Source organism: Mucilaginibacter terrigena, assembly GCF_004168255.1.
GTDB lineage: Bacteria > Bacteroidota > Bacteroidia > Sphingobacteriales > Sphingobacteriaceae > Mucilaginibacter > Mucilaginibacter terrigena.
On sequence record NZ_SEWG01000007.1, the window covers coordinates 1 to 22,139 of the forward strand.

At 45.9% G+C, this 22,139-nt stretch carries 19 protein-coding genes; 8 read left to right on the top strand and 11 right to left on the bottom strand.

What is annotated here, in order from left to right:
* Nucleotides 1-184 precede the first annotated feature (184 nt).
* The 6 genes from EWM62_RS16145 to EWM62_RS16165 all read right to left on the bottom strand — a co-directional run bounded on the left by EWM62_RS16145 (nt 185) and on the right by EWM62_RS16165 (nt 4,701).
* Entirely contained in the window at nt 185-1,024 is an 840-nt protein-coding gene (locus EWM62_RS16145) for a type 1 glutamine amidotransferase (protein ID WP_129877715.1), read from the bottom strand.
* Nucleotides 1,025-1,117: 93 nt separating this feature from the next.
* On the bottom strand, nt 1,118-2,215 hold the full coding sequence (locus EWM62_RS16150) for a carboxylate-amine ligase (RefSeq protein ID WP_129877716.1): 1,098 nt from the start codon (nt 2,213-2,215) through the stop codon (nt 1,118-1,120).
* 13 nt (nt 2,216-2,228) lie between these two features.
* On the bottom strand, nt 2,229-2,672 hold the full coding sequence (locus EWM62_RS16155) for a DUF4262 domain-containing protein (RefSeq protein WP_129877717.1): 444 nt from the start codon (nt 2,670-2,672) through the stop codon (nt 2,229-2,231).
* A 167-nt stretch (nt 2,673-2,839) separates the two neighbouring features.
* Nucleotides 2,840-3,247, bottom strand: a complete 408-nt coding sequence (locus tag EWM62_RS19600) for a hypothetical protein (RefSeq protein ID WP_238989372.1) — start codon at nt 3,245-3,247, stop codon at nt 2,840-2,842.
* The gene (locus EWM62_RS16160) at nt 3,211-3,918 is read right to left on the bottom strand and encodes an ATP-grasp domain-containing protein (RefSeq protein ID WP_238989373.1); all 708 of its coding nucleotides are present in this window, start codon (nt 3,916-3,918) and stop codon (nt 3,211-3,213) included. Before EWM62_RS16160 ends, EWM62_RS19600 begins: the two co-directional genes overlap by 37 nt.
* Before the next feature lie 75 nt (nt 3,919-3,993).
* Nucleotides 3,994-4,701 carry an alpha/beta fold hydrolase gene (locus EWM62_RS16165; RefSeq protein ID WP_129877718.1) on the bottom strand — a complete coding sequence of 236 codons (708 nt, stop codon included), beginning with the start codon at nt 4,699-4,701 and terminating at the stop codon, nt 3,994-3,996.
* Nucleotides 4,702-4,829: 128 nt separating this feature from the next.
* Here EWM62_RS16165 and EWM62_RS16170 point away from each other — a divergent pair, with 128 nt between their 5' ends.
* Nucleotides 4,830-5,642, top strand: a complete 813-nt coding sequence (locus tag EWM62_RS16170) for an alpha/beta hydrolase (protein WP_129877719.1) — start codon at nt 4,830-4,832, stop codon at nt 5,640-5,642.
* Nucleotides 5,643-5,652: 10 nt separating this feature from the next.
* Here EWM62_RS16170 and EWM62_RS16175 read toward each other — a convergent pair whose 3' ends face one another.
* On the bottom strand, nt 5,653-9,675 hold the full coding sequence (locus tag EWM62_RS16175) for a methylmalonyl-CoA mutase family protein (RefSeq protein WP_129877720.1): 4,023 nt from the start codon (nt 9,673-9,675) through the stop codon (nt 5,653-5,655).
* A 391-nt stretch (nt 9,676-10,066) separates the two neighbouring features.
* Between EWM62_RS16175 and gapS4a the strand changes: the two genes are divergently transcribed.
* A complete protein-coding gene (gene gapS4a / locus EWM62_RS16180) occupies nt 10,067-10,990 on the top strand; it encodes a GapS4a family protein (protein ID WP_129877721.1) in 924 nt (307 codons plus the stop codon).
* Nucleotides 10,991-10,993: 3 nt separating this feature from the next.
* Entirely contained in the window at nt 10,994-12,148 is a 1,155-nt protein-coding gene (locus EWM62_RS16185) for a hypothetical protein (RefSeq protein ID WP_129877722.1), read from the top strand.
* A gap of 54 nt (nt 12,149-12,202) precedes the next feature.
* Here EWM62_RS16185 and EWM62_RS16190 read toward each other — a convergent pair whose 3' ends face one another.
* A complete protein-coding gene (locus tag EWM62_RS16190) occupies nt 12,203-12,586 on the bottom strand; it encodes a helix-turn-helix domain-containing protein (RefSeq protein ID WP_238989374.1) in 384 nt (127 codons plus the stop codon).
* A 72-nt stretch (nt 12,587-12,658) separates the two neighbouring features.
* A complete protein-coding gene (locus EWM62_RS16195; RefSeq protein ID WP_129877723.1) occupies nt 12,659-12,988 on the bottom strand; it encodes a type II toxin-antitoxin system RelE/ParE family toxin in 330 nt (109 codons plus the stop codon).
* Between the two features lie 804 nt (nt 12,989-13,792).
* Here EWM62_RS16195 and EWM62_RS16200 point away from each other — a divergent pair.
* From EWM62_RS16200 to EWM62_RS16220, 5 genes are all read left to right on the top strand, one after another.
* Nucleotides 13,793-14,755, top strand: a complete 963-nt coding sequence (locus EWM62_RS16200; protein ID WP_129877724.1) for a TIGR01212 family radical SAM protein — start codon at nt 13,793-13,795, stop codon at nt 14,753-14,755.
* Between the two features lie 247 nt (nt 14,756-15,002).
* Nucleotides 15,003-16,244: an acyltransferase family protein gene (locus EWM62_RS16205; protein ID WP_129877725.1), complete on the top strand. Its 1,242-nt coding sequence runs from the start codon at nt 15,003-15,005 to the stop codon at nt 16,242-16,244.
* A gap of 1 nt (nt 16,245) precedes the next feature.
* On the top strand, nt 16,246-17,547 hold the full coding sequence (locus EWM62_RS16210) for an acetylxylan esterase (RefSeq protein ID WP_129877726.1): 1,302 nt from the start codon (nt 16,246-16,248) through the stop codon (nt 17,545-17,547).
* An 8-nt stretch (nt 17,548-17,555) separates the two neighbouring features.
* Nucleotides 17,556-18,401 carry a hypothetical protein gene (locus EWM62_RS16215; RefSeq protein WP_129877727.1) on the top strand — a complete coding sequence of 282 codons (846 nt, stop codon included), beginning with the start codon at nt 17,556-17,558 and terminating at the stop codon, nt 18,399-18,401.
* A 12-nt stretch (nt 18,402-18,413) separates the two neighbouring features.
* Nucleotides 18,414-20,435 carry a tetratricopeptide repeat protein gene (locus EWM62_RS16220; RefSeq protein WP_129877728.1) on the top strand — a complete coding sequence of 674 codons (2,022 nt, stop codon included), beginning with the start codon at nt 18,414-18,416 and terminating at the stop codon, nt 20,433-20,435.
* Between the two features lie 115 nt (nt 20,436-20,550).
* On the opposite strand, the gene EWM62_RS16225 is transcribed toward EWM62_RS16220, so the two are convergent.
* Together EWM62_RS16225 and EWM62_RS16230 are read right to left on the bottom strand one after the other, a co-directional pair.
* The gene (locus EWM62_RS16225) at nt 20,551-21,018 is read right to left on the bottom strand and encodes an SRPBCC family protein (protein ID WP_129877729.1); all 468 of its coding nucleotides are present in this window, start codon (nt 21,016-21,018) and stop codon (nt 20,551-20,553) included.
* Nucleotides 21,019-21,152: 134 nt separating this feature from the next.
* On the bottom strand, nt 21,153-21,995 hold the full coding sequence (locus tag EWM62_RS16230; protein ID WP_129877730.1) for a sulfurtransferase: 843 nt from the start codon (nt 21,993-21,995) through the stop codon (nt 21,153-21,155).
* Nucleotides 21,996-22,139: the final 144 nt, after the last annotated feature.

The following is a 22,139-nucleotide window of genomic DNA, read 5'->3' on the forward strand; positions in this document are numbered from 1 at the left end:
CTTGTCATCCTGAGGAACGAAGGATCTATCCGCGAACTTTACTATCGCCTACTGTTCTATCGGCGAATAGATGCTTCACTACGTTCAGCATGACAAATCTTTTTTAACCCTTGTCATCCTGAGGAACGAAGGATCTATCCGCGAACTTGCATGGCCGTAAGCATGGCGGCGAATAGATGCTTCGCTACCGCTCAGCATGACAAAAACTCAAAATCGCCTCATCCAAAAAATTAGGGATGATGGTGCTTTGGGTGTGCGCTATTTTGTCCGGGTCATCCAGGCGTTCCAGCATTTCTCTGTATTTGCTTTCGCCATGCTCGTTTATCACTTCTTTCTTTTTATCCTCGCGCAGCAGCATGGTTTTTATCCCGTGGGCATCTGCCTCGGGGTGAAACTGCGTGGCAAAAAAGTATTCGTTAAAACGGATGGCCATAATGGCACGTGGCAGGTCTACATAGGGGCGCTCTTTTTCGAGTGCCAGTATTTCCATACCCAGTTCCTTAAAACGTTCCATATCAGGGTTTATCACCTGCCAGCTGCGCGAATCTACCGTGTAGAACGGGTCGGCAAGGCCTTCAAAAACTTCCTCGTTGCGGCCTGCTTCGGTTAAATGCACCGGCAAGATGCCAAACGATGGCGAGCGCCTTGTATTGATATCGCCAAAGCCGTATTTACGGCACATCAGCTGGAACGAGTGGCACACAAAAAATACGTGTTTCTTTTGCGGGGCGTCGCTCCGGTTATGTTTCTCCAGCTTGTCTATCAGGCGGAAGTATTTTTTCTCCCATTCGGTACCCTCGCTATCCAGCGGACTACCCGGCCCGCCGCTTGATATATATACATCAAAGCTGGTATCGGGTACCTGTGCCTTGCGGCGTACATCAAAAGTTTGATAACTTAAATCAAGGCCATGTTGCGCCTTATAACGGTCCAGTATATCCCGGAAACCCCGCATCCCTTCATTCGCCACCCCGTCGTACAGGTCTAATATGGCTACTCTCACTTCCGGTTTATCTGTGTTCATTTAGCCTTCTCTGAATCTCCCCCGATAGGGGAGACTTTTTATTATTTGTTTAATTATTAAGCCCTCTCCTTCGGGGAGGGTTTGGGTGGGGCTTTAAATCCCCTTTAAAGTTTGCGATGTTATATAATCCACCACATCTGCAAAGTTATTATTTTGATTGTAAACGGCCAGCTGCCTGTCGGCGCCGGTGCCATTTTCCAGTATTTTGTGTACATACTGTAAATCGTCGCGGCAGCCCAGGTCGTCAACCACATCATCTACAAAGTCCAGCAGTTCCAGTATCAAGGCGCGGGTGTTTACCTCAAGCTCCTTGCCAAAATCTATCATTTTGCCGTCGATACCGTAACGCGCAGCGCGCCATTTATTCTCGTTGATCAGCGCACGGTTATAGGTAATAAACTTCATGTTACTAAGGCGCAATTTGTACAGCTTGGCGCAAATACACTGGAAAAGTGCTACAAAGGTCATGGTCTCGTCAATCAGCATCGGGCAATCGCAAACGCGGAATTCGATGGTCTCGAAGAAGGGGTGCACACGTAAATCCCACCAGATCTTTTTGGCGTTATCTATACAATTGGTTTTTACCAGCAACTTTACATAGTTGTCGTAATCCTCTATACTGGCAAAATAATCTGGGATGCCCGTCCGCGGGAATTTATCAAACACCTTGGTACGGAACGATTTATAGCCCGTGTTCCTCCCCTCCCAAAACGGCGAGTTGGTTGACAGTGCGTAAACGTGCGGTAAAAAATACCGCGCCTGGTTGGCAATATGGATCGCCATATCCCTCGACTGGATGCCCACATGCACGTGCAACCCAAAAATAAGGTTGGAGCGGGCGGCTTCCTGCAACTCGTCCACGATCTCGAAGTACCGTGGATGATCGGTAATCAGCTGGGTTTGCCAATGCGAAAAGGGGTGCGTACCGGCGGCGCCAATGCGCAGGCCAATATCGCCTGCCAGTTGAGCAACAGTGCCGCGCAGCTTACCTACTTCTTTCCGTGCCTCTTCGGTATTGCGGCATATGTGGGTGCCAACCTCCACAACGGCCTGGTGCATTTCGGCCTTTACCTGGTCTTCATGGATCTTTTGCGCGCTGTCAACAATCTTCTGGTCGTGCGATTGCAGCTCCCTGGTAACAGGGTCAATCACCATAAATTCTTCTTCAACACCTAAGGTAAACTCGTTCATAATTGGTTAGGGGTTATATATTAATTGAACCTAAAATTGGTTGTAAGTCTTTTATTTCTTTCGGCCACTTATCCTCCCATGGATAAATACCTTGTACAGTTGGATAGATGCACTGTATCAATGGGAAATCATCTCCGCCATAATAGTTTTGTGCCTGGCCAACGTAGCTATCGTAATTTTCCTTGTCTACCTCTATTATATAGCAATTAAAATCATCGATAATGTCCTCTTCATATGTTAGTGCTGCGAATACTTTGCCTTCTTTAATATCGTTAGCCATGTTATTAATTAGCGTATGCGCTAAATTCTGTTTAAGCCCAACAATAATTATTTCTGCATGTCCATAACTTTTAAATAATCCAACCGAATAACTAAATCCTGGCCCAAGTTCGTCCTCTAATACATGCTGAACCTGTAATCCGTATTGCGTTATATTATTTTCCAAACTTTGTACCATTTCGGTTTAACCCTTTGCTTTATTTAAATGCTCTATGGCGTTGCCTGCGGCCCGGGCTTTCCGCTTATACTGCACAGGCCTTAGCCACAAGGCCGGTATCCGCTGCAATCCCTAACGCGGGTATACGTAAAGCGATGGGTTTTACACCCATCGCTGTAATCGGTTTGCTATTTCTTCGCCGCTACCTTTTTCGGCGCAGCGGCTTTCTTTTTCGGTTTTGCTTCGTCGGTTATGGCGTGGTCAACCTTGCCTGCGCTTACATCTGCCTTAGCCGTTTTTGCCGCTGCCGCGATAAGTGGCTTGCCGGCCGCGCCGGTTTTAACATACTCGCCCCAGGTTAGGTTGTCGCGGTCGTCTTTTTGTGCTTTGGCGCGCTCAATGGCGTAGCTTGCGGCGGTTTCTACTACCCATTCAAAGTTGTCCTGGCCTACGCTGGTCACTTCGGCATCAGGGGCAGGGTTACAAAAGTCTATGGCATATGGTATGCCATCGCGCACCGCAAATTCTACCGTGTTAAAATCGTAGCCCAGGTACTGGTTTAATTGCAATACATATTTGGTAATGGTATCCAGCATTTTTTTGATGCCGGGGCTTTGCCATGCTCGTAACGCAGGTGGTGCGGGTTGCGGGGCTCGTACTGCATAATGCGTACGTGCTTGCCGCCAATGCAATAGCAGCGGAAGTAATCGTCAAAAATAATTTCTTCCTGCAGCAGCATCACCAGTTGGTGTGTTTGCGCAAATTTTTCCCAAAGGTCTTCTTTATCGCTTATCTTGTAAACGTCGCGCCACCCGCCGCCGTCAAACGGTTTCATGTATGCGGGGAAGCCAACGTAGTCAAATATCGCGTCCCAATCTAACGGAAAGGCCAGGTTGCGGAACGAGCGGTCGCTGGTACTTGCCGGGTGATCTTTCGATGGCAGCAACACCGTTTTTGGTACCGGCACGCCCAGCTTAACGGCTAAGGCGTTGTTAAAAAACTTCTCGTCGGCGCTCCACCAAAAGGGGTTGTTTATAACCGCGGTGCCTGTAATGGCCGCGTTTTTTAAAGATGCCCGGTAAAAGGGTACGTCCTGCGAAATGCGGTCGACAATTACGGAATAGCCCAACGGCTCGCCCTGCATCATTTTATCGATGCGTACAAACTCAGCTTCGATTCCTTTCTCGGCCTTTTGGTTGATCCGGTCGACAAACGCCTGCGGAAATGAATTTTCCTGTCCGAATAAAATGCCTATTTTCTTTTTCATGTTTAATGTTTTTATAGTGTAGTTGGTATATGCCTTGTTCTTCTGTCTTGATTCCTGACGCTTGATTTCTTAATTCTATTTAATAGTTGATAAATAATGCGGGAACATCTCTTTCCATATCGGCCAGTCATGGTCAGCAAACGGGCGGATATCCAGCCAATGGTTAATGTTCTTTTCCGTAAGGATGTTTGACATCCGGATGTTATAATCCTTACACATATCGTGCTCTGACGTACCCAGGATAATATTCATGTTCCACAGATCGGGCTTGTTGCTGCCCGGCAAAAAATCTGCCGGGTTGTTGTAAAAAATATCGTCGTTGTAAAAGCCGTCGGTAAACATTTTTATATCGAACGCGCCGCCCATGGTAAACAGGTGCGCCACCATTTCGGGGTGTTTAAACGCGAAGTTGGCCGCGTGGTAACCCCCAAAACTGCAGCCGGCCACGGCCACTTTGCCAACCCCGGTTTCGTGCATGGCCCAGGGCGCAAGTTCATCAACCAGCATTTTATCGTACCAGGCGTAGTTGCGTGCGCGGTCGGCAGGGTGTATGCCTTTATCGTACCAGCTACGGTCGTCAATGGTATCGGGGCAATATATTTTCACCAGGCCTTCATCCACAAACCATTTAACGCTTTCTATCAGCCCAAAGTCTTTATTCTGATGATAGCGGCCTTTAGTGGTAGGGAAAAGGATAACAGGGAAGCCCCTGTCGCCAAAAACCAGCATTTCAAGGTCCAGGTTTAGGTTGGGAGAATGCCAGCGGTGATATTGTTCAGTCAAAACCTTGTGTTTAAGAGGGTAATATAGCAGGATTGCATGTAAATGTCAACAACGTGCCAAATAATTATGTTTTAAGCAATTTTTAAAACTATAAAGGTATTTTTGCCCCTTTAATATTTAATACTACTATGTACTACAGTACAGAAACTGAAATGACGATAGCACAACAGGAACTTACCATACCATCAAAAATACTTGAACGCGACGTTACCTGCACTTTGCTGATGCCCGAAGACGGCGCGGTGGCCGGGCCCCTTAATTTACTTTTACTGAACGATGGCCAGGAACTGGAAAACCTTAAACTGGTTGATACCCTTGAGAATTTATACGAACGCAACTGCATAAAGCCACTGCTTACCGTAGCCATACATGCAGGCGAAGCGCGCATACAGGAATACGGCGTAGCCGGTAAGCCCGATTTTAAAAAGCGCGGCGCAAAAGCCGACCTTTACACCAAATTCATCAAAACGGAACTGCTGCCCTTTATACATGAGCATACCGGTATCGAGCATTTTGAAACCATCGCTTTCGCGGGATTTTCGCTTGGTGGTTTAACTGCTATGGATATCGCCTGGAACAACGCTGACCTGTTTGACATAGTTGGCGCTTTTTCAGCCTCGTTTTGGTGGAGGAGCAAGGACCTGGCAAAGGGTTATACTAATGACGACCGCATTATGCACAACGTTATTAAAAACGCTACCGGCAAGCCCGATCTTAAATTCTGGTTGCAAACCGGCACAAAGGACGAAACTGCCGACCGCAACAAGAACGGCATCATAGATTCCATAGACGATACTATAGATATCATAAAAGACCTGCTTGCCAAAGGCTACCAACGCCCTGCCGATATCCAGTACCTGGAGGTTTTAGGCGGCACCCACGATCCCGAAACATGGGGTAAAGCCATGCCCAAGTTTTTGAGCTGGGCTTTTGGTAAGTAATCCGCAGTAGTTACATATTGCGCCTGTACTGCCCGCCCACCGCGTACAGCGCGTTGCTGATCTGCCCTAAACTGCAATATTTACAGGCCTGCATCAACGCCTCGAAGATGTTATCGCCGGCTATTGCGCGTTGCTGTAGTTCTTTCAATAATTCTGGGGCGTGCTCCTCATTCCTTTGCTGGAACAGGTGCAGGGCCGCTATCTGGAATTGCTTCTCCTCCTCGGTAGCGCGGATAACTTCCGACGGTACGATGGTTGGCGAACCTTTCTTATTAAGGAAAGTATTTACCCCGATAATAGGATATTCGCCCGTATGTTTTAGGGTCTCGTAGTAAAGCGACTCCTCCTGGATCTTGCTGCGCTGGTACATGGTTTCCATTGCGCCAAGCACACCGCCACGGTCGTTAATGGCTTTAAACTCGGTGAGCACGGCTTGCTCAACCAGGTCGGTAAGTTCTTCGATGATGAATGCCCCCTGTATTGGGTTCTCGTTTTTGGCGAGACCAAGCTCGCGGTTAATGATCAGCTGGATAGCCATCGCCCTGCGCACCGATTCTTCGGTTGGGGTGGTAATAGCCTCATCGTAAGCGTTGGTGTGCAGCGAATTACAGTTATCGTAAATAGCGTACAGCGCCTGTAAAGTGGTGCGGATATCGTTAAAGTCGATCTCCTGCGCGTGCAGCGAGCGGCCACTGGTTTGGATATGGTATTTAAGCTTCTGTGAGCGATCGTTCCCCTTGTACTTGTTCCTGATAGCTTTGGCCCAGATACGCCTTGCCACACGGCCAATCACCGAATACTCCGGATCGATACCGTTGCTGAAGAAGAAGGATAGGTTAGGCGCGAAATCATCGATGTGCATGCCCCGGCTCAGGTAATACTCTACATACGTAAAACCGTTGCTGAGCGTGAAGGCCAGTTGGGTTATAGGGTTGGCACCCGCCTCGGCAATGTGGTAGCCAGATATAGATACCGAATAAAAATTCCTGACTTTCTCCTTTATAAAATATTGCTGGATATCCCCCATCATCCGCAGGGCAAACTCGGTGCTGAAGATACAGGTGTTCTGCGCCTGGTCTTCCTTCAAAATATCGGCCTGAACGGTACCACGCACGGTAGCAATAGCGTAGGCACGAATTTTCTCATATACATCGGCAGGTAAAACCTGGTCGCCGGTTAGGCCAAGGAGCATTAGGCCAAGGCCATTGTTGCCGGGGGGGAGAGCCCCCTCTGCTGTAGAAGCCTCACCTAAATCCTCTCCAAAGGAAGCCCCCTCTAAATCTCCCCCGATAGGGGAGACTTTAGCTTCGTCCTTTCCGTAAATATTTCGTTCAGGTTGAGAATTTAGGCGTGCTGTTATTTGCTCTGTAACATTTTTTACATTAGATAAAATTTCATCATTAGTAAAGCGTATTACATCAAACCCATAACCTTTTAAAACTTCTGTTCTAACTTCGTCTTGCTCGGATGTAAAGGTGTGATACCCACCGTCAACTTCGATAACCAAACCTCTTGATAATGAAACAAAATCGGCGATGTAACCATCAATGGCATGTTGTCTTCGTATTTTATGGCCAGTTTGTTTGTTACGTAATTGCTGCCACAAAACATTTTCGGCCTCGGTCGGGTTTTGCCTGCCTTCGATAGAGTTAGCCTTTAAAAACTCCCATATCCTTAAATCAGCAGTTTCAAACCCCAATCTTCTCACCCCCTGCTTTCCTACTCCCTCTCCTTTGGAGAGGGCCGGGGTGAGGCTTTTTTCAACTCCCTCTCCTTTGGAGAGGGTTGGGGAGAGGCTTCCTTCGGAGAGGCGTTTTCCTTTCGGAGAGGCTAATTGGTACCGTGGCCGTTCCAGCCCTTTCTCATCATAAACCCTCCTATACGCCTCCTCCACCAAGTGCTCTAAGCCGTGCTCAGTGATATACTTCTCGCATTGCTGGTCAATAGCGGCATTCATGAAGAACCCCAGCAGCATGGGGGCGGGGCCATTGATGGTCATGGATACGGAGGTACTGGCGTGGCAAAGGTCGAACCCCGAATACAGCTTTTTGGCATCATCCAGCGTGGCGATGCTCACGCCCGAGTTGCCTATTTTGCCGTAGATGTCCGGTCGCTCGTGCGGGTCCTCGCCGTACAGGGTAACCGAATCAAACGCGGTCGACAACCTGTGCGCAGGCTGACCAAGCGATACGTAATGGAACCGTTTGTTCGTTCGCTCGGGGCCGCCCTCGCCGGCAAACATGCGGGTTGGGTCTTCGCCCTCGCGCTTCAGCGGGAACACCCCTGCGGCGTACGGGAACTCGCCCGGTACGTTTTCGGTAAGTAGCCAGCGCAGTATATCGCCCCAGGCCTCGTATTTTGGAAGCGAAATCTTGGGCACCTTCAACTGCGACAGCGAGGTGTAGTACAAAGGCTGTTTTATCTCTTTATCCCTTACCTTATATATAAAATTCTCCGCCTTGTATTTAGCAACCGTCTCCGGCCATTCTTTTAAAAGGCGCTTACAATCGGCATGCAAGTGGTCTTCCAGGTGGTTGTAAATATCCTGCAAAGCCCCCTCTAAATCTCCTCCGCTGGTTAGCGGAGAGACTTTCTTTCCTGCCCCCTCTCCTTCGGAGAGGGCTGGGGAGAGGCTTCCTTCGGAGAGGCCGGTTAGGCTCATTACCCCCCTCACATTATACATCTGCTGCGCAATCTTACATTGCTCATTCACCCAATCGGTATAAGCCACGCTGCTTTCGGCAATCTCTGCCAGGTACCTGATCCTATCCGGCGGGATGATATAGATCTTCTCCGATTCCCCTTGCTCCGCTCCCCGCACTCCGCTCCCCGCACCAATCAAATCAATGCCGGTTTTTTCACGAACCGTTTTCATCAACGCCGTAAACAGCGTGTTCATGCCCGGGTCGTTAAATTGCGAGGCCATGGTGCCGTAAACGGGCAGGTCATCGTCTTTGGCATCGAACAACATATGGTTGCGCTTATACTGCTTGCGCACATCGCGGATGGCGTCTAAAGCGCCGCGTTTATCAAACTTGTTAAGGGCAACCAGGTCGGCAAAATCAAGCATGTCAATTTTCTCTAACTGGGTAGCCGCGCCAAACTCCGGGGTCATCACGTAGAGCGAGAGGTCGCAGTAATCGGTTATCATCGTGTCCGACTGGCCTATGCCGCTCGTTTCCACAATCACCATATCATATCCGGCGGCCTTGCAAATATCAATAGCTTCCTGCACGTGCTTGCTGAGGGCAAGGTTTGCCTGCCTTGTTGCCAGCGAGCGCATATACACCCGCGGACTGTTTATGGCATTCATGCGGATCCGGTCGCCAAGCAGGGCGCCGCCCGTTTTACGCTTGCTGGGGTCTACCGAAATAATGGCCAGGGTTTTATCCGTCTCCATTAAATAACGGCGAACGATCTCGTCTACCAAACTCGATTTACCCGAACCACCTGTGCCGGTTATTCCCAGTATGGGGGTGCGGTGCGTGGTTTCGGGAGCGGGGAACGGGGTGTAATGGCCATCTTCGGCTGCCGAAATATGGCGGGCTATGCGTTTTATTTTATCCGCACCCGCACCCAACTCCCGCTCCGTTAGGCTAAAATCACAAGCCTGCATCATATCGTTTATCATCCCTTGCAGGCCCATGGTGCGGCCATCGTCGGGCGAGTAAATTTTGCTGATGCCGTAGGCCTGCAGCTCGGCAATTTCCTGGGGCAGGAACACCCCTCCCCCGCCGCCGAAGATCTTGATATGGCCTGCGCCGCGTTCGGCAAGCAGGTCGTGCATGTATTTAAAATACTCTACGTGGCCGCCCTGGTAACTGGTGAGGGCAATGCCCTGTACATCCTCCTGTATAGCGCAATTTACGATCTCGTCTACACTGCGGTTGTGGCCCAGGTGTATCACCTCGGCACCGGTGCTTTGCAAAATGCGGCGCATAATGTTAATGGTAGCGTCGTGCCCGTCGAACAACGAGGCGGCAGTAACAAAGCGAATTTTGTGTTGCGACTTATAATGGGCAATAATTTCCATGCAGGCATATAGTTGGTACCCGCAAAATTAATGAATTTAAAGAACTATGCATGCATAATAATTGGAAAGGAAGGCAGGTGGTCAATAGTCCATAGCGAGTGCGCCGGTAGTTCATATGTCTATACACCATAATTCGGCAATGTAGCCACTATGGGCTATCGACCATGAACTACGGACTAATTCGTAAAGGTGCTGTTCCGGTGATTCGGATGCGATAGCCCCGCTATTCGCTTATACGCCCGCAGGCCTTAGGCGCGAAGGCCGGTATCGCTGCTATCGGGTTTAGGAGGCGGAGCTTTCTTTGTAGTTAATTGAAAAACAGGTATTTATACGTGGTTGTAAATTGATATTTAAATCATATTTTTATAGCATAACCTAATTAATATAACCAATGGGAGAACAGGCTAAACGAATTGGTGAGCTTGGAGAAGAAGCTGCATTTAAATTTTTAGAACGAATTGGATGGACACATGGACAAAGAGGTGTTTCTATACCATGTAATGATACTGTGAAACATCCAGATAGAGAAACACATGGTGTTGATTATTTAAAAGTTTATTCGTGCCCTTTAATACAGCAAAGATTAGTAAATGCAGTCGTCTCAATTAAGGCTAAGGAGGATACGTACGATAAATATCCGAATTCGGTATTAAAGAAACATTTAAAGGAGTTATCCGATATATGTAATTGCTACAATAGATCAGATATTAAAAGTGAAACTTTAAGCAATTTTATAGTTGATCAGATCTTTGAACATGAAAGTATTGTCGGCGTATTAATATGGATAGTTAACAATAAAGAAGAAATCAATCGTGATCTTTTGAAAGAAACCTCTACGGCCATAATAGATGGTATAGAAGATTACCAGTTTGAAGCAGCATATTTAGTCGATTTACGAAGAGCAGAATACATTTGGGAAATACTTAATCATGCCGATAAAAACTTTGATGGGTGGGAGTTTTTATATATCGAAACAGGGTTAAATTATAGAGAAGATATTAAAATCAAGAGCGGTAAGCTTTTACCTGTAGAATATATAAATTCATCAGTAATACCATTTAAACAATCGAAAGGTTCTCAGGAAAATATCGTATTGTACACAATTGATAATTTTCATGAAGATGATCTAAGGAAACTTATTGGTTTAGCTAATAAACTTTCGTCTTCTTTCGCCTCAACAATATTTATAATTTTTCCAGATTATACGAACCTCAAACACGAAAATGTTGTGAGAAAGGTACTTGCATCCTTTAGTGATGCGGACATTATGGAAAAAATTAAAGTTATTTCTTACAAAGACTATTTAGTAAATTAAAATATGGCGAATATAAAAGTTAATCCAAATTCATTTATTCCAAGTGGAGAAATGATTAGAGAACTCGCTAATCAAAGCTATATAAGTGAGTCAGATGTAAAAACAATTTTACGACAAAGAGGCATTTTTACACCTACTAATAATAAGGATAAAACGGTATCCATACTTTCTTGTTTGTTATTATCACCTCCTGAATTTGAAGTTCTTGTTGAGAGACAAACTGTTAAAGAAGACAATTTAAAAAGTGCTGGCAGCGGAAAAATAGCTGTAAACTCCACTTTTACAAATTTGACAAGTTTTATACATGATAATTACATTCCAGACTTAGTCAGTCAGTTATCTCCTAAAAGTGAATCACTTAAAAATAACTTTAAAATTGTTGGAGTGCCGATTGTAAAAACCATTGAAAAGGATAAGGAAATAGAAGTTGAAATAAATATTGAAAGAAGTAACTACAATAAGTCATGGGTGAATCACAAGTCTCAATTTAAAGGAATAGTTAATTTTAAACACGACCAAAATGAAGTTACTTTTCAACGATTTTTTACTTCAAATGAGTCGAAAGCGGTTGTTGAAAAAAGCGTCTCCATTTTTGAAAAGAAATGTAAGGAACTGAAATTAATTGATGAAAAGCAACTTGAGCATCGCATAAGATTTAATGATTTTAATAACGATGAAAGGATCCAATTTTTCTTGAAGATATATAATTCGGATGAATCAAGATCGCTGAGTATAGAGGGATTAGACGTTTCATTATTTGAATTTGCTCCTGATACTTCATTATCTCTCCCGAGTGAATTGAAGTGGATGGATAATAAGGAAGAACTAATATTTAGAGGTAAAAGAGTTGAGACGACATTTTTTCTTAATGAAATTAAATATTATCAGCATCTAATTGTTTGGAGGATGCAGGCGGTATTCAAATTTGAATTAGTTGGAAGAGGCGTTAAAGGAAAAGTGAAAGTGGATTTTAACTTTCATGAGTATTTCAAAGATAAGTCACACAAGGCGCCTTTAGAAATTAATATCCTCTCTGCATTAGATCTTGAAAATGGAACTAACCTTACCCTTTCCCAAAAAGAGACGGCGAAAAAAGAAATTTTAACAAAGTTAGAGACTATAAAAAGTGCAATTTACAATAAGCATTTTAGCAAATAACGCATTAATCCATATGCCTTTTTAAAAGGTATATGGATTAAATTAATTTTTAATCTATAGTTCTAAATGCTGTCCATCAATTTCAACAGAAATTCTAACAGTAGCTTTTAAAGCATTAAACACTTTAGAAATAGTTATAATAGAAGTGTTTTCATACCCCTTTTCCAATTTGGAAATTTGAGATTTTTTTACACCAATCAGTTGTCCTAATTCCTCTTGGGACAAATTTCTTTTTTTACGTGCTGCTTTAATAAGTTCTTGAAAAACTTCCATTTTCAATTCTGATTCAAATTGATTTCGTTGATTTGAACCAGGCTTCCCAACCGTGTTGTCTATAAATTCATTAACATCTATTCCCTTCTTGCGATTGCGGGGAAGCGTTACAATCGTTCCGTCTGAAATCATTTCATTCAAACTGGTCGACGTACTTTTATGCATTTTGCTATAATTTAAATATTACCCTTCTATTTCAAATAGAAGGGTAATGTAATTATTAAGTATGATTAAGGGCTAATAATCCTTTTTAGTATAATCCGCCTTATCAATTTCTGATCGCGGTATCTTGTTAGTTTTTTTCTTGAAGCCATGGGTAGCCACAATAGTGGCATACATATCTCCTTCGAAATGCGTTAGAAAGGCGAGGATTCTAAACCACATACCCTTATCTTTCACCCTAAACTCAAATAAACTATTGGTTCCCGGTAACTTTTTGAAATCTTCAGCTGTATTATGCCCTTCTTGCACCTTACGGAAGACTTTAGTAAATTTTAATTTTGTTGAACTTTCTACATTTTGCAGAAAATTAGTTGCTTCTTCTAATTTTAGGATAAAGTACTTCATTGAACAATAATTTAATTTTTTGCGGACATTTTTTTTGGCTGTTCATAACATGTAGTTTTTAGGTGTAAACAAATAATAAACAAATATAGTAAAGTTTCCATATATATCAACATTTTTTTATATTTTTATATCAATCCTTTCAATAAGTCTCTACAATAGAGACCCGCGATCGAAAACGTTCTCCCCCGCTACCGCGAGCGTACCCGCTTGTGCCCACTTTCAAGGTGTTTAAGCGTATCGGCTACCTAACCCTCATCTAAGATTTTCCCTCGTACCTCGTTCAAAATGACCGGCTGGCGAGAGACGTGTTCAAATCATAGCCATCAGGTAAATCTATTTAATCAAGGTTCAAGACAAACAAACGTCCGTAACCAATGCATCATTACAGCATCCTCGCTTGTGGCATTAAGCGTTATCATTTTCCCGGCTACTAAGGTCTACAAAATCGTTTCAAGCCGCAAAACCAGGGTATCCCACCTATATCATTTTCCCCTCACCTTATGGTGTCACAACCCTGTCACCATTTAAATGTTCAATATGCTGATTATTAGCGTGTTCATGATATTCACATCGGTCGCGCAAACGTGAACGTGAACATTTGCTGCGCGGCCAGGCCCGTTTTTGTGAAATCCCCCACCCCTTGTCATCCTGAGTGAGCGAAGGATCTATCGACTGTGCATAGCCGCTAAGCATATCGGCGAATAGATGCTTCACTACGTTCAGCATGACAGGGTGGTTAGGCCATCGGTGTAATCAAAATAATCGTTAAAATCGGTGCGATCAAAAATCCTTATCTTTGCCGCAATGCAATCAGTGGAATCAACAATACAATCAGTAGAATCGCCGTGGGAGAAGGGCTATAACAATTACGGCCCGTGGCTTAAGGAGAAATACCCCGGTCACCGGGTGTTTAAGGTGATCGTTGATGGCGGCTTTACCTGCCCCAACCGCGATGGAAGCAAGGGCTATGGCGGGTGCACTTACTGCAACGTAGATTCGTTTACGCCGAGCGTGAGCCGCAACGCCCCAACGGTTAAGCAGCAGGTGATAGAGGGTATGGAGCGCGCCCGCAAGGGTAACAAGGCCGATAAGTTTATCATCTACTTCCAGCCCAATACCAATACCTACGCCCCCGCGCATTACCTTAAAATGATGTACGACGAGGCGCTGAGCTACGGCACCGAAGATATTGTGGGCCTTAGCGTGGGTACCCGCCCCGACTGTATAGACGCCGAAAAAATTGCCCTGCTGGAAAGCTACACCGACCGCTTTGATGTTGACCTGGAGATGGGCATGGAAAGCATTTACGATGATACGCTGAACCAGATAAACAGGGGCTGCAGTCATGATGAGTTACTGAAAGCCCTCAAGCTTACCGAAAATACCAAACTGGATGTTTGCGTGCACACCATATTTGGTTTCCCCTGGGAAACGCACGATATGATGCTTAAATACGCCGACGAGATAAACCGCCACGCGCAGATAAAATTTGTAAAATTTCACCACCTGCATATTGTAGAGGGCAGCGTTATGGGCGTTAAATACAAACGCGAGCCCTTTAAGCTTTTCGGTATTGACGAGTACGCCGACTTTTTGTGCGAGCTGCTGCCCCGCGTTCGCCCGGATATCATTATCCAGCGCCTCTTCGGCCTCAGCGACCGCGACCTGCTTATAGCCCCCAACTGGGGATTGAAGAAAAGTGAGATCCAGTACTACATTGACCAAAGGATACTGAGCAGAGGGGTGGTGCAGGGGAGCGCGCTGTAATCATTGAGTCATTGGGTCATTGAGTCATTGGTATGATGCCGGCATATCATTTTAAGCCAAGCAATGACTCAATGACAGCGCAGCGAATGACCCAATGACCCTACGCTATTCCCCAAAGTTTTACGCAGTTTTAAACAATTATTCTGCAAATTCATTAATTCTGTAAATTCTGATTCAGACAACTGGTACTTGCTTTGCATAACCATAGGCGATAATTACACGTAAAACACAAATTTAAACTACAGTTTTGGCGCAAAAACCCTTACAAAACTATATTCCGGCGCTAACCGGGGTGCGTGCTTTGGCTGCCTATCTGGTATTTATATCGCATTACGCGTACGCCTTTGATGAAAATTTTCCCCGTGCTGTGCAACGTTTTCTTAACGAGTTCCATATCGGGGTAACCATTTTCTTTGTTTTATCGGGCTTTTTAATCGCTTTCAGGTATTTCGACAGCTTTAAACTCACCGGCGACTGGTTTCGCCAGTACCTCAAAAACAGGGTGGCGCGTATTTATCCCATGTACTTTTTGCTTACCCTTGGGGCCTTTGTATCGTACTATTTCACACACGACCAAAAGGTAACCAACGGCTTTGCAAACCCCATCGGGCTGTTTTTTATGCATATCACCTTTGTACGGGGCTTTTTTGATGATCTGAAGTTTACGGGCATAGCCCAGGGCTGGAGCCTTACGGTTGAGGAATGCTTTTACTTTTCGGCCCCGTTTATATTTTACTTCGCCAAAAAATACAATAAGTTTTGGCTGCAGTGGGCGGTAGTAACAGGCGTTGGCGCTTTGCTGGTGGTTATATTCAGCAGGGTTAACTGGTATGGCTTTTTTGGCAATTTTACCTTTATGATGCTGTACACTTTCCTGGGCCGCTGTTTCGAGTTTTTCGCGGGCATCCAGCTGGCGCTTATCGTAAAAAAACGGCAGGCGCAAATTGGCGGGCAGGCAAAAACATGGTTTACCTACGGTGGTTTTGCGCTGATATTTGTTTGCGTGTGGATCATGAGCATACTGCCTATCCCCAAAGGCCATGTGGCCGGGTTGTATCACCCGCTGGGTATTGCTACCAACAATTACCTGCTGGCCATATCAATAGCGCTGTTCTTTTACGGCCTGCTTACCGAAACTACCATCCTTAAAAAGATCCTGTCGAACAAATTTGTGGAGCTGCTTGGCAAAAGCTCGTATATATTTTACCTGGTACATTTAGGGTGGATGTACGATATCCTGCACAACGCTTTTAACAAATGGAACGATGATATTTTTGAACTTTACGATAAATGGGGCAAGGATTGGAACTCGCCCTTTCAGTACGATAATTTGAACGTGCTTTATGCCTTTATCATCTTAAACGGGGTATCTATCCTGTTGTTTAAGCTGATAGAGGAGCCGCTAAATCATTATATTCGCAGGTCGGATTTTTTGATCAAGAACAAACCACGTAACCCCGATAACAAATCAGAAGCAATTAAGGCTTAATATGGTGAACAGATCAAATAAGATATTTTTTATACTCCTTTGCCTTATCACGCTTACGGGTTCCATGCCCGCCTTTGCCCAGGACGATGAGGACGGCATATCTACCGTACTTACCGCCGGCAGCAAAAACGCCATATTCGATAGTAACGCCAAATATACATTCGAGGTAAAAAACCCTACGGATGTTTTGCAGGAGGGCACGGTATCGTACCTGATCACGCAGCATGGTAAAAAAATAGGTTCGGGAACGCAAAAAGCCCGCATAGGTAAAAAAAGCGCCGAGAAATACAACTTTGACCTGCCCGCCCTTAAATCGGGCTTTTACAAGGTAGATTTTATGGTGAACATCACCGAGTACGATGATACCACCCGCCGTGTGTTCGGCATAAAGCCCGAGGAGATCCGCTCCAAATACGCCAAACCTGTCGATTTTGATGCTTTCTGGCAAAAAGCAAAGGATGAACTGGCCAAGGTAAAACCCGAGTTTAAAGTTACCGCCATGCCCAAAATGAACACCGATAACCGCAAGGTGTTCCTCATCGAAATGAAATCGCTGGATAACTACACCATTAGGGGGTGGATGACGGTACCCATAAGCAGTAACAAGAACCGCAAGTTTTCCGTATTACTTGGTTTACCGGGTTACCAGGTAAATTTGCTGCCCATAACCGGGCTGGATGAAGACCTTGCCATTATAACCCTTAACGTAAGGGGGCAGGGTAATAGTCGCGGGCCGATTGATACCCGCCGGGACGAGTTTATTTTTTACCATGTAGAAGACCGCGACCGTTACGTAATGAGGGGTGTAATTATGGATTGCATCCGCGCGGTTGATTTTGTGTACTCGCGGCCCGAGCTGAAGCACGATAATATACTGGTATCGGGCGGCAGTATGGGTGGGTACCTGGCTATTGCCACGGCAAGCCTCGATAAAAGGGTTAACCTGTGCTCGGCACAAAACCCTATCCTGTGCGATGTAAATAATTTAGATGGCGAGGTTACCTGGCCGATAAACGATATAAAAAAATACATAAAAACACAACCGGGCTTAACCTTTACAAAGGTGCTTGATAACTTAAACTATTACGACGGGAAGAACTTTGCCAGCAACCTAACCTGCAATACCATTATGGGGATAGGCCTGTTAGACCCCTACGCACCGCCGTATAACGAGTATGGTACGTATAACATCATCCCCGGTAAAAAAAGGCTGCTGGTGTTTAAGGACCTTGGGCACGAAGTAAGCCAGGTGTATAAAGATTTAGAGGGAAGGTGGATGCGCGACGCATTTGCATTATTTTAACTTGAAAAATGAATTTACCTAAAACTTACTTAAAGTATTTACTGATAGCCATAGGCCTGATAATGCTGGCACCCAACAGCAGCCATGCAGGCGGTTTCCCGGTGCGGCCAAAAAGGTTGTTGCTATCGCCATCGTTCAGTTATTTTTATGCCGACAGGGGCTGGGATTCGCTGCGCCGTAAAACGCTGTTCCCGCAGGGCGGGCAGTTCGAGTCGTTAGGGTTTTCGTTATATGCCGAGTATGGCTTAAGCAGGCGTTTTACTTTGGTGGCTTTGTTGCCTTATGTAAAAAACACATACGAAGATAACACCGCCAAAACCGTAACCATGGGCTTTACCGACCTGGAAGTGGGGGTTCGTTACTATTTGGCCAACATCAATTACATCTATTATTTTACCATACAGGGTACATTTGTACAGCCCCTGTACAACGACCTTGGCCTGGGCTACAAACAGCAGGGTGCGGAAATTAAGCTGGCCTTTGCGGGTAGCGGCAAGGTGCTGGGCAAAAATTACTATTTCACTTTAGAGAATGGCGTGCGCCAGTACTTTGGCCCGCAAGGCCCTATACAGGACAGGTACACCGGCTCCTTCGGGTTAACGCTGGACAGGAAGTTCCGTCACCAGGTATCGGTATCGGTAGGCGGGTTTTATTCGGCCAGTAGCTTTACCAGATTTTCGCCTATCCAGTCGGCCAATAAAAACTTCGCGTTTAACCAGGCCTCGTTAACGTATGGATACACCTTTAACAGGCGGTTCTCAACGTTCTTATCGGCAGGGCATTTTATAAACGGCCGTAACACCGGCGATGGCACCACGGCGTCTGTAGCATTTTTATACAAGCCTTTTAGATAGCACACAACAGATATGGCCAGATTATTCCTTCTATTTTTTCTATTACCCTTTTGCTGCGCTGCTCAAACAGCCGAAACTTTGATGCAAAGCGGTAACGCGAAAGCAGGCCAAAAGAATTATAACGCTGCCATTGCCGATTTTACCAAAGCCATACAGTTGGATGCCAAAAACGGTCGTGCCTACTTTTACCGCGCCAATGCTTATAACGACCTGAAGGAATACACCATGGCCGTGCAGGATTACGACCGATCTATCGAGCTTGACCCTAAAAACCCCTTCGCTTATTTTTATCGCGGTAACGCAAATAACGCGCAGCAAAAATATGCCGATGCCATAACCGATATTACCAAAGCCATTGCCCTTGCGCCCAATGCCGATATGTACCATTACCGTGCCAATGCAAAGGCCAGCCTGGGCGACCACGCCGGCGCGGTTGAAGACTTTACCAAAGCCATCGCCTTAAACCCTAAAGATCCATCGTTATACGAATACCGTGGCGTGGCCAAAAGCAACCTGACGGACAACGACGGAGCCATAGAAGATTATGATAAAGCGGTTGCGCTCGACCCAAAAAATTCCGACCTGATCTATTACCGGGGCAACGCCAAAGGCAATGTGGGCGATTTTAAGGGTGCCATTGCTGATTATACCGCGGCATTGGCCCTAAATCCTAAAAATGCCGAAGCTGTATTTTATCGCGGTAACGCATATGGCAACCTCAAAAATTATAATGCTGCCATTGCCGATTATAAAAAGGTTATTACGCTAAACCCCAAAATGCCAAACCTTTACAAATACCTGGCAAACGCACTAAGCAATAATAACGATAAAAAGGCCGCGCTGGAGTATTTTGCACAGGCCATAAAGCTTGACCCTAACAACTACGAGTTATACCTGTTTGACGGCATTGTAAGGCATAACATAGATGATTTGGAAGGCGCCATGACCGACTTTAACAAATCTATCGAACTGAAGGAGAACTCGGATGCTTACCAGAACCGGGCAGATCTGAAAGTTAACCAAAAAAACTTCGACGAGGGTAAAGAGGATGCTGATAAGGCCATCGAGCTGGATGCCAAAAACAGTTATGCCTATATCACCCGCGCCCGTGCCGAACTGGAACTGAAAGACACCGTTACCGCCCTGGCCGACCTGAACCTGGGCATAAAAATGAACCCCAATAACGATTACTCGTATGTTGTTTTGGGGATGATCGCCTATGGCCGTAAGGATTACGCCACAGCGCTTAAAAACTACACCCACTCGCTGGAAATACAGCCCGGCAATGTGGAAACCCGCCTGAGGCGTGCCGATGTGCGCTTAAAAGTTGGCGACAGGCCGGGTGCCTTAGCCGATTATAAGAAGATAGCGGATATTGGTACCGATGACGATAACTTCTATTCGCGCATGGTAAAGGCGATGATGAAGGCCCGTTTCTACAGCGAAAGCCTGCCTATATTAAATGACCTGATCACCAAAAACCCAAAAGTAGCTACTTTTTATGTGGGGCGCGGCGCTGCTAAACAAAGCATGGGCAACCCTAATGGCGCTATTTTAGATTATAACATCGCCATAAAAATGGATACTGCATCAGTTGAAGCTTACAGTAACCGGGGCAGCGCCAAATTCGACCTGAAGGATTATCCTGGTGCACTGGCAGATATTGCCAAAGCCATCAAGATCCATGAGGGTGACGAGGAGCCGTACCTGATCCGTGCAAAGGTGCGCATGGCCATGAAGAACTACCAGGGCGCTATAGACGACTATAACAGCGTTTTATTTATCAACCTGGATAACAACATCATTTTTGCTTATCGTGGCCTGGCACAAAGCTATTTGCCCAATACACAGCGCATGAACGCCGACTTTAACTACGCCCTAAAGCTGGAACCTAAAAACGAAGAGGTGTACTACCTGCGCGGCCTGGCCCGTATCAATACCAAAGATGTTACCGGCGCGTGTGCAGATTTTAAACAGGCTGTTGTTTTAGGATCAAAAGCCGCGGTGGAAGAGGCGAAGAAGTATTGTAAGTAATAACAAATTGTCATGCTGAACGCAGTGAAGCATCTATTCACAGCCATGCATGTAGGCGATTGCACAGTTCGCGAATAGATCCTTCGCTATCGCTCAGGATGACAAAGGCAAATTTCTACATCTTCCCAAACAACTCTTCAATGGCCTTTACCCGGTATTCAAATATTTTTTTGATCTTACCGGCCACAAATACGTTATTGGTTAACCGGCCAATGATGCCGAATGGGATAGCATAGTTTAATATATCAGTCATCTCCACGCCGCCGGGGATCTCTTTGAAATGGTGCTGGTGGTGCCATAGGGCGTATGGGCCAAAGCGCTGCTCGTCCACAAAGTATTTACTTTCCTGTACATGGGTTATTTCGGTCATCCAGTTTAGCTTGATGCCCAAAAGCGGCGAGATCTTGTAGGTGATGATCATCCCCGCGTACATTTTAGTTTGGGCACTATAATCGGATGTTACCACAAACCGCATGTCGGGCGGGGTTATCTTCTCCAGGTTAAGCGGCGACGAAAAAAAATCCCATGCCTGCTTCAAACTTATGGGAATATCCTGCTTTAATTTTAACGCGTATGTTTTCACGATGGTGTAACAGGCTGTTTGGGTAATTGTTGTATTCTTTTATTGTTGGGCTAAAGCTATTGTTATATTGTTTGATGGTTGTATTGTCCAGCAATCGAACAATTCAACAATATAGCAATCCAGCAATACAACAATTACAACCCATTCGCTTCCGTAGCTATTGGCAGTTCCCTGCGGCTCCATTCACTCCACGAACCCACATAAAGCTTAGGCCCGGTTATACCCGCATGCTCCATACCCAGCAGGGTGTGGCAGGCCGTAACGCCCGATCCGCAATGCACTATAACATTTTCGGGCTTAACATCTCCTATAGTTTCGTTATAAAGGGTAGCCAGCGCCTGCGACGTTAGGTATTTGCCCCCGGGAGATAGGCTGTTGCTGTAAAACAGGTTTACGGCCCCCGGTATATGCCCGGCCACAAGGTCGAGCGGTTCGGTGTGGCCTAAGTACCGCGCACCCTCGCGCACATCAATAACCACGCGGTCGTCGGCTTTGGCAGCAGCTTTCACTTCTTCAATATCCACGGTATTGCGGTAGGCCGGCGGCACGGGGTAAGGCGTAACTGCAACGGGCTGGTAATCATCGGTGCTTAGCGCTACTCCCTCGTCGGTGGCGGCTTTTAACCCGCCATTTAGTACTTGTACATGTGGGTGGCCTATCGATCGCAGCATCCACCACAGGCGTGCGCCGCCCATCGCCGCCGCCTTATCATCGTAAACCACAATGTGGCTATCGGGCCTTATGCCCCAGCGCCCCAAAGTAGCGGTAAAATCTTTTAATGATGGTAAGGGGTGCCGTCCGCCAAAGGCAGGGTCCTCGGGGTGTTCGGCCAGGTCATTATCCAGCGTGGCTAAAATGGCATTGGGCAGGTGGCCTGCAAGGTAACGTTCGCGGGCGTTGGCGCCTGCGCGTACATCAATCAATATGGTTTCGGGGTCAAGTACCCGCGGGTCGGTAATTTCTATTAATGGGGACATGGTAGTTAGAGATTAGTTAATCAGGACTTAGAGATTAGGTGAACCATGGCCAAATAATCTCCAAAACCTTGCCGGCAAGTTAAAAAAAGCCTGCCAAAAACAAAATAACACCGGCAACTAATCTCTAATTACTAATCTCTGTCC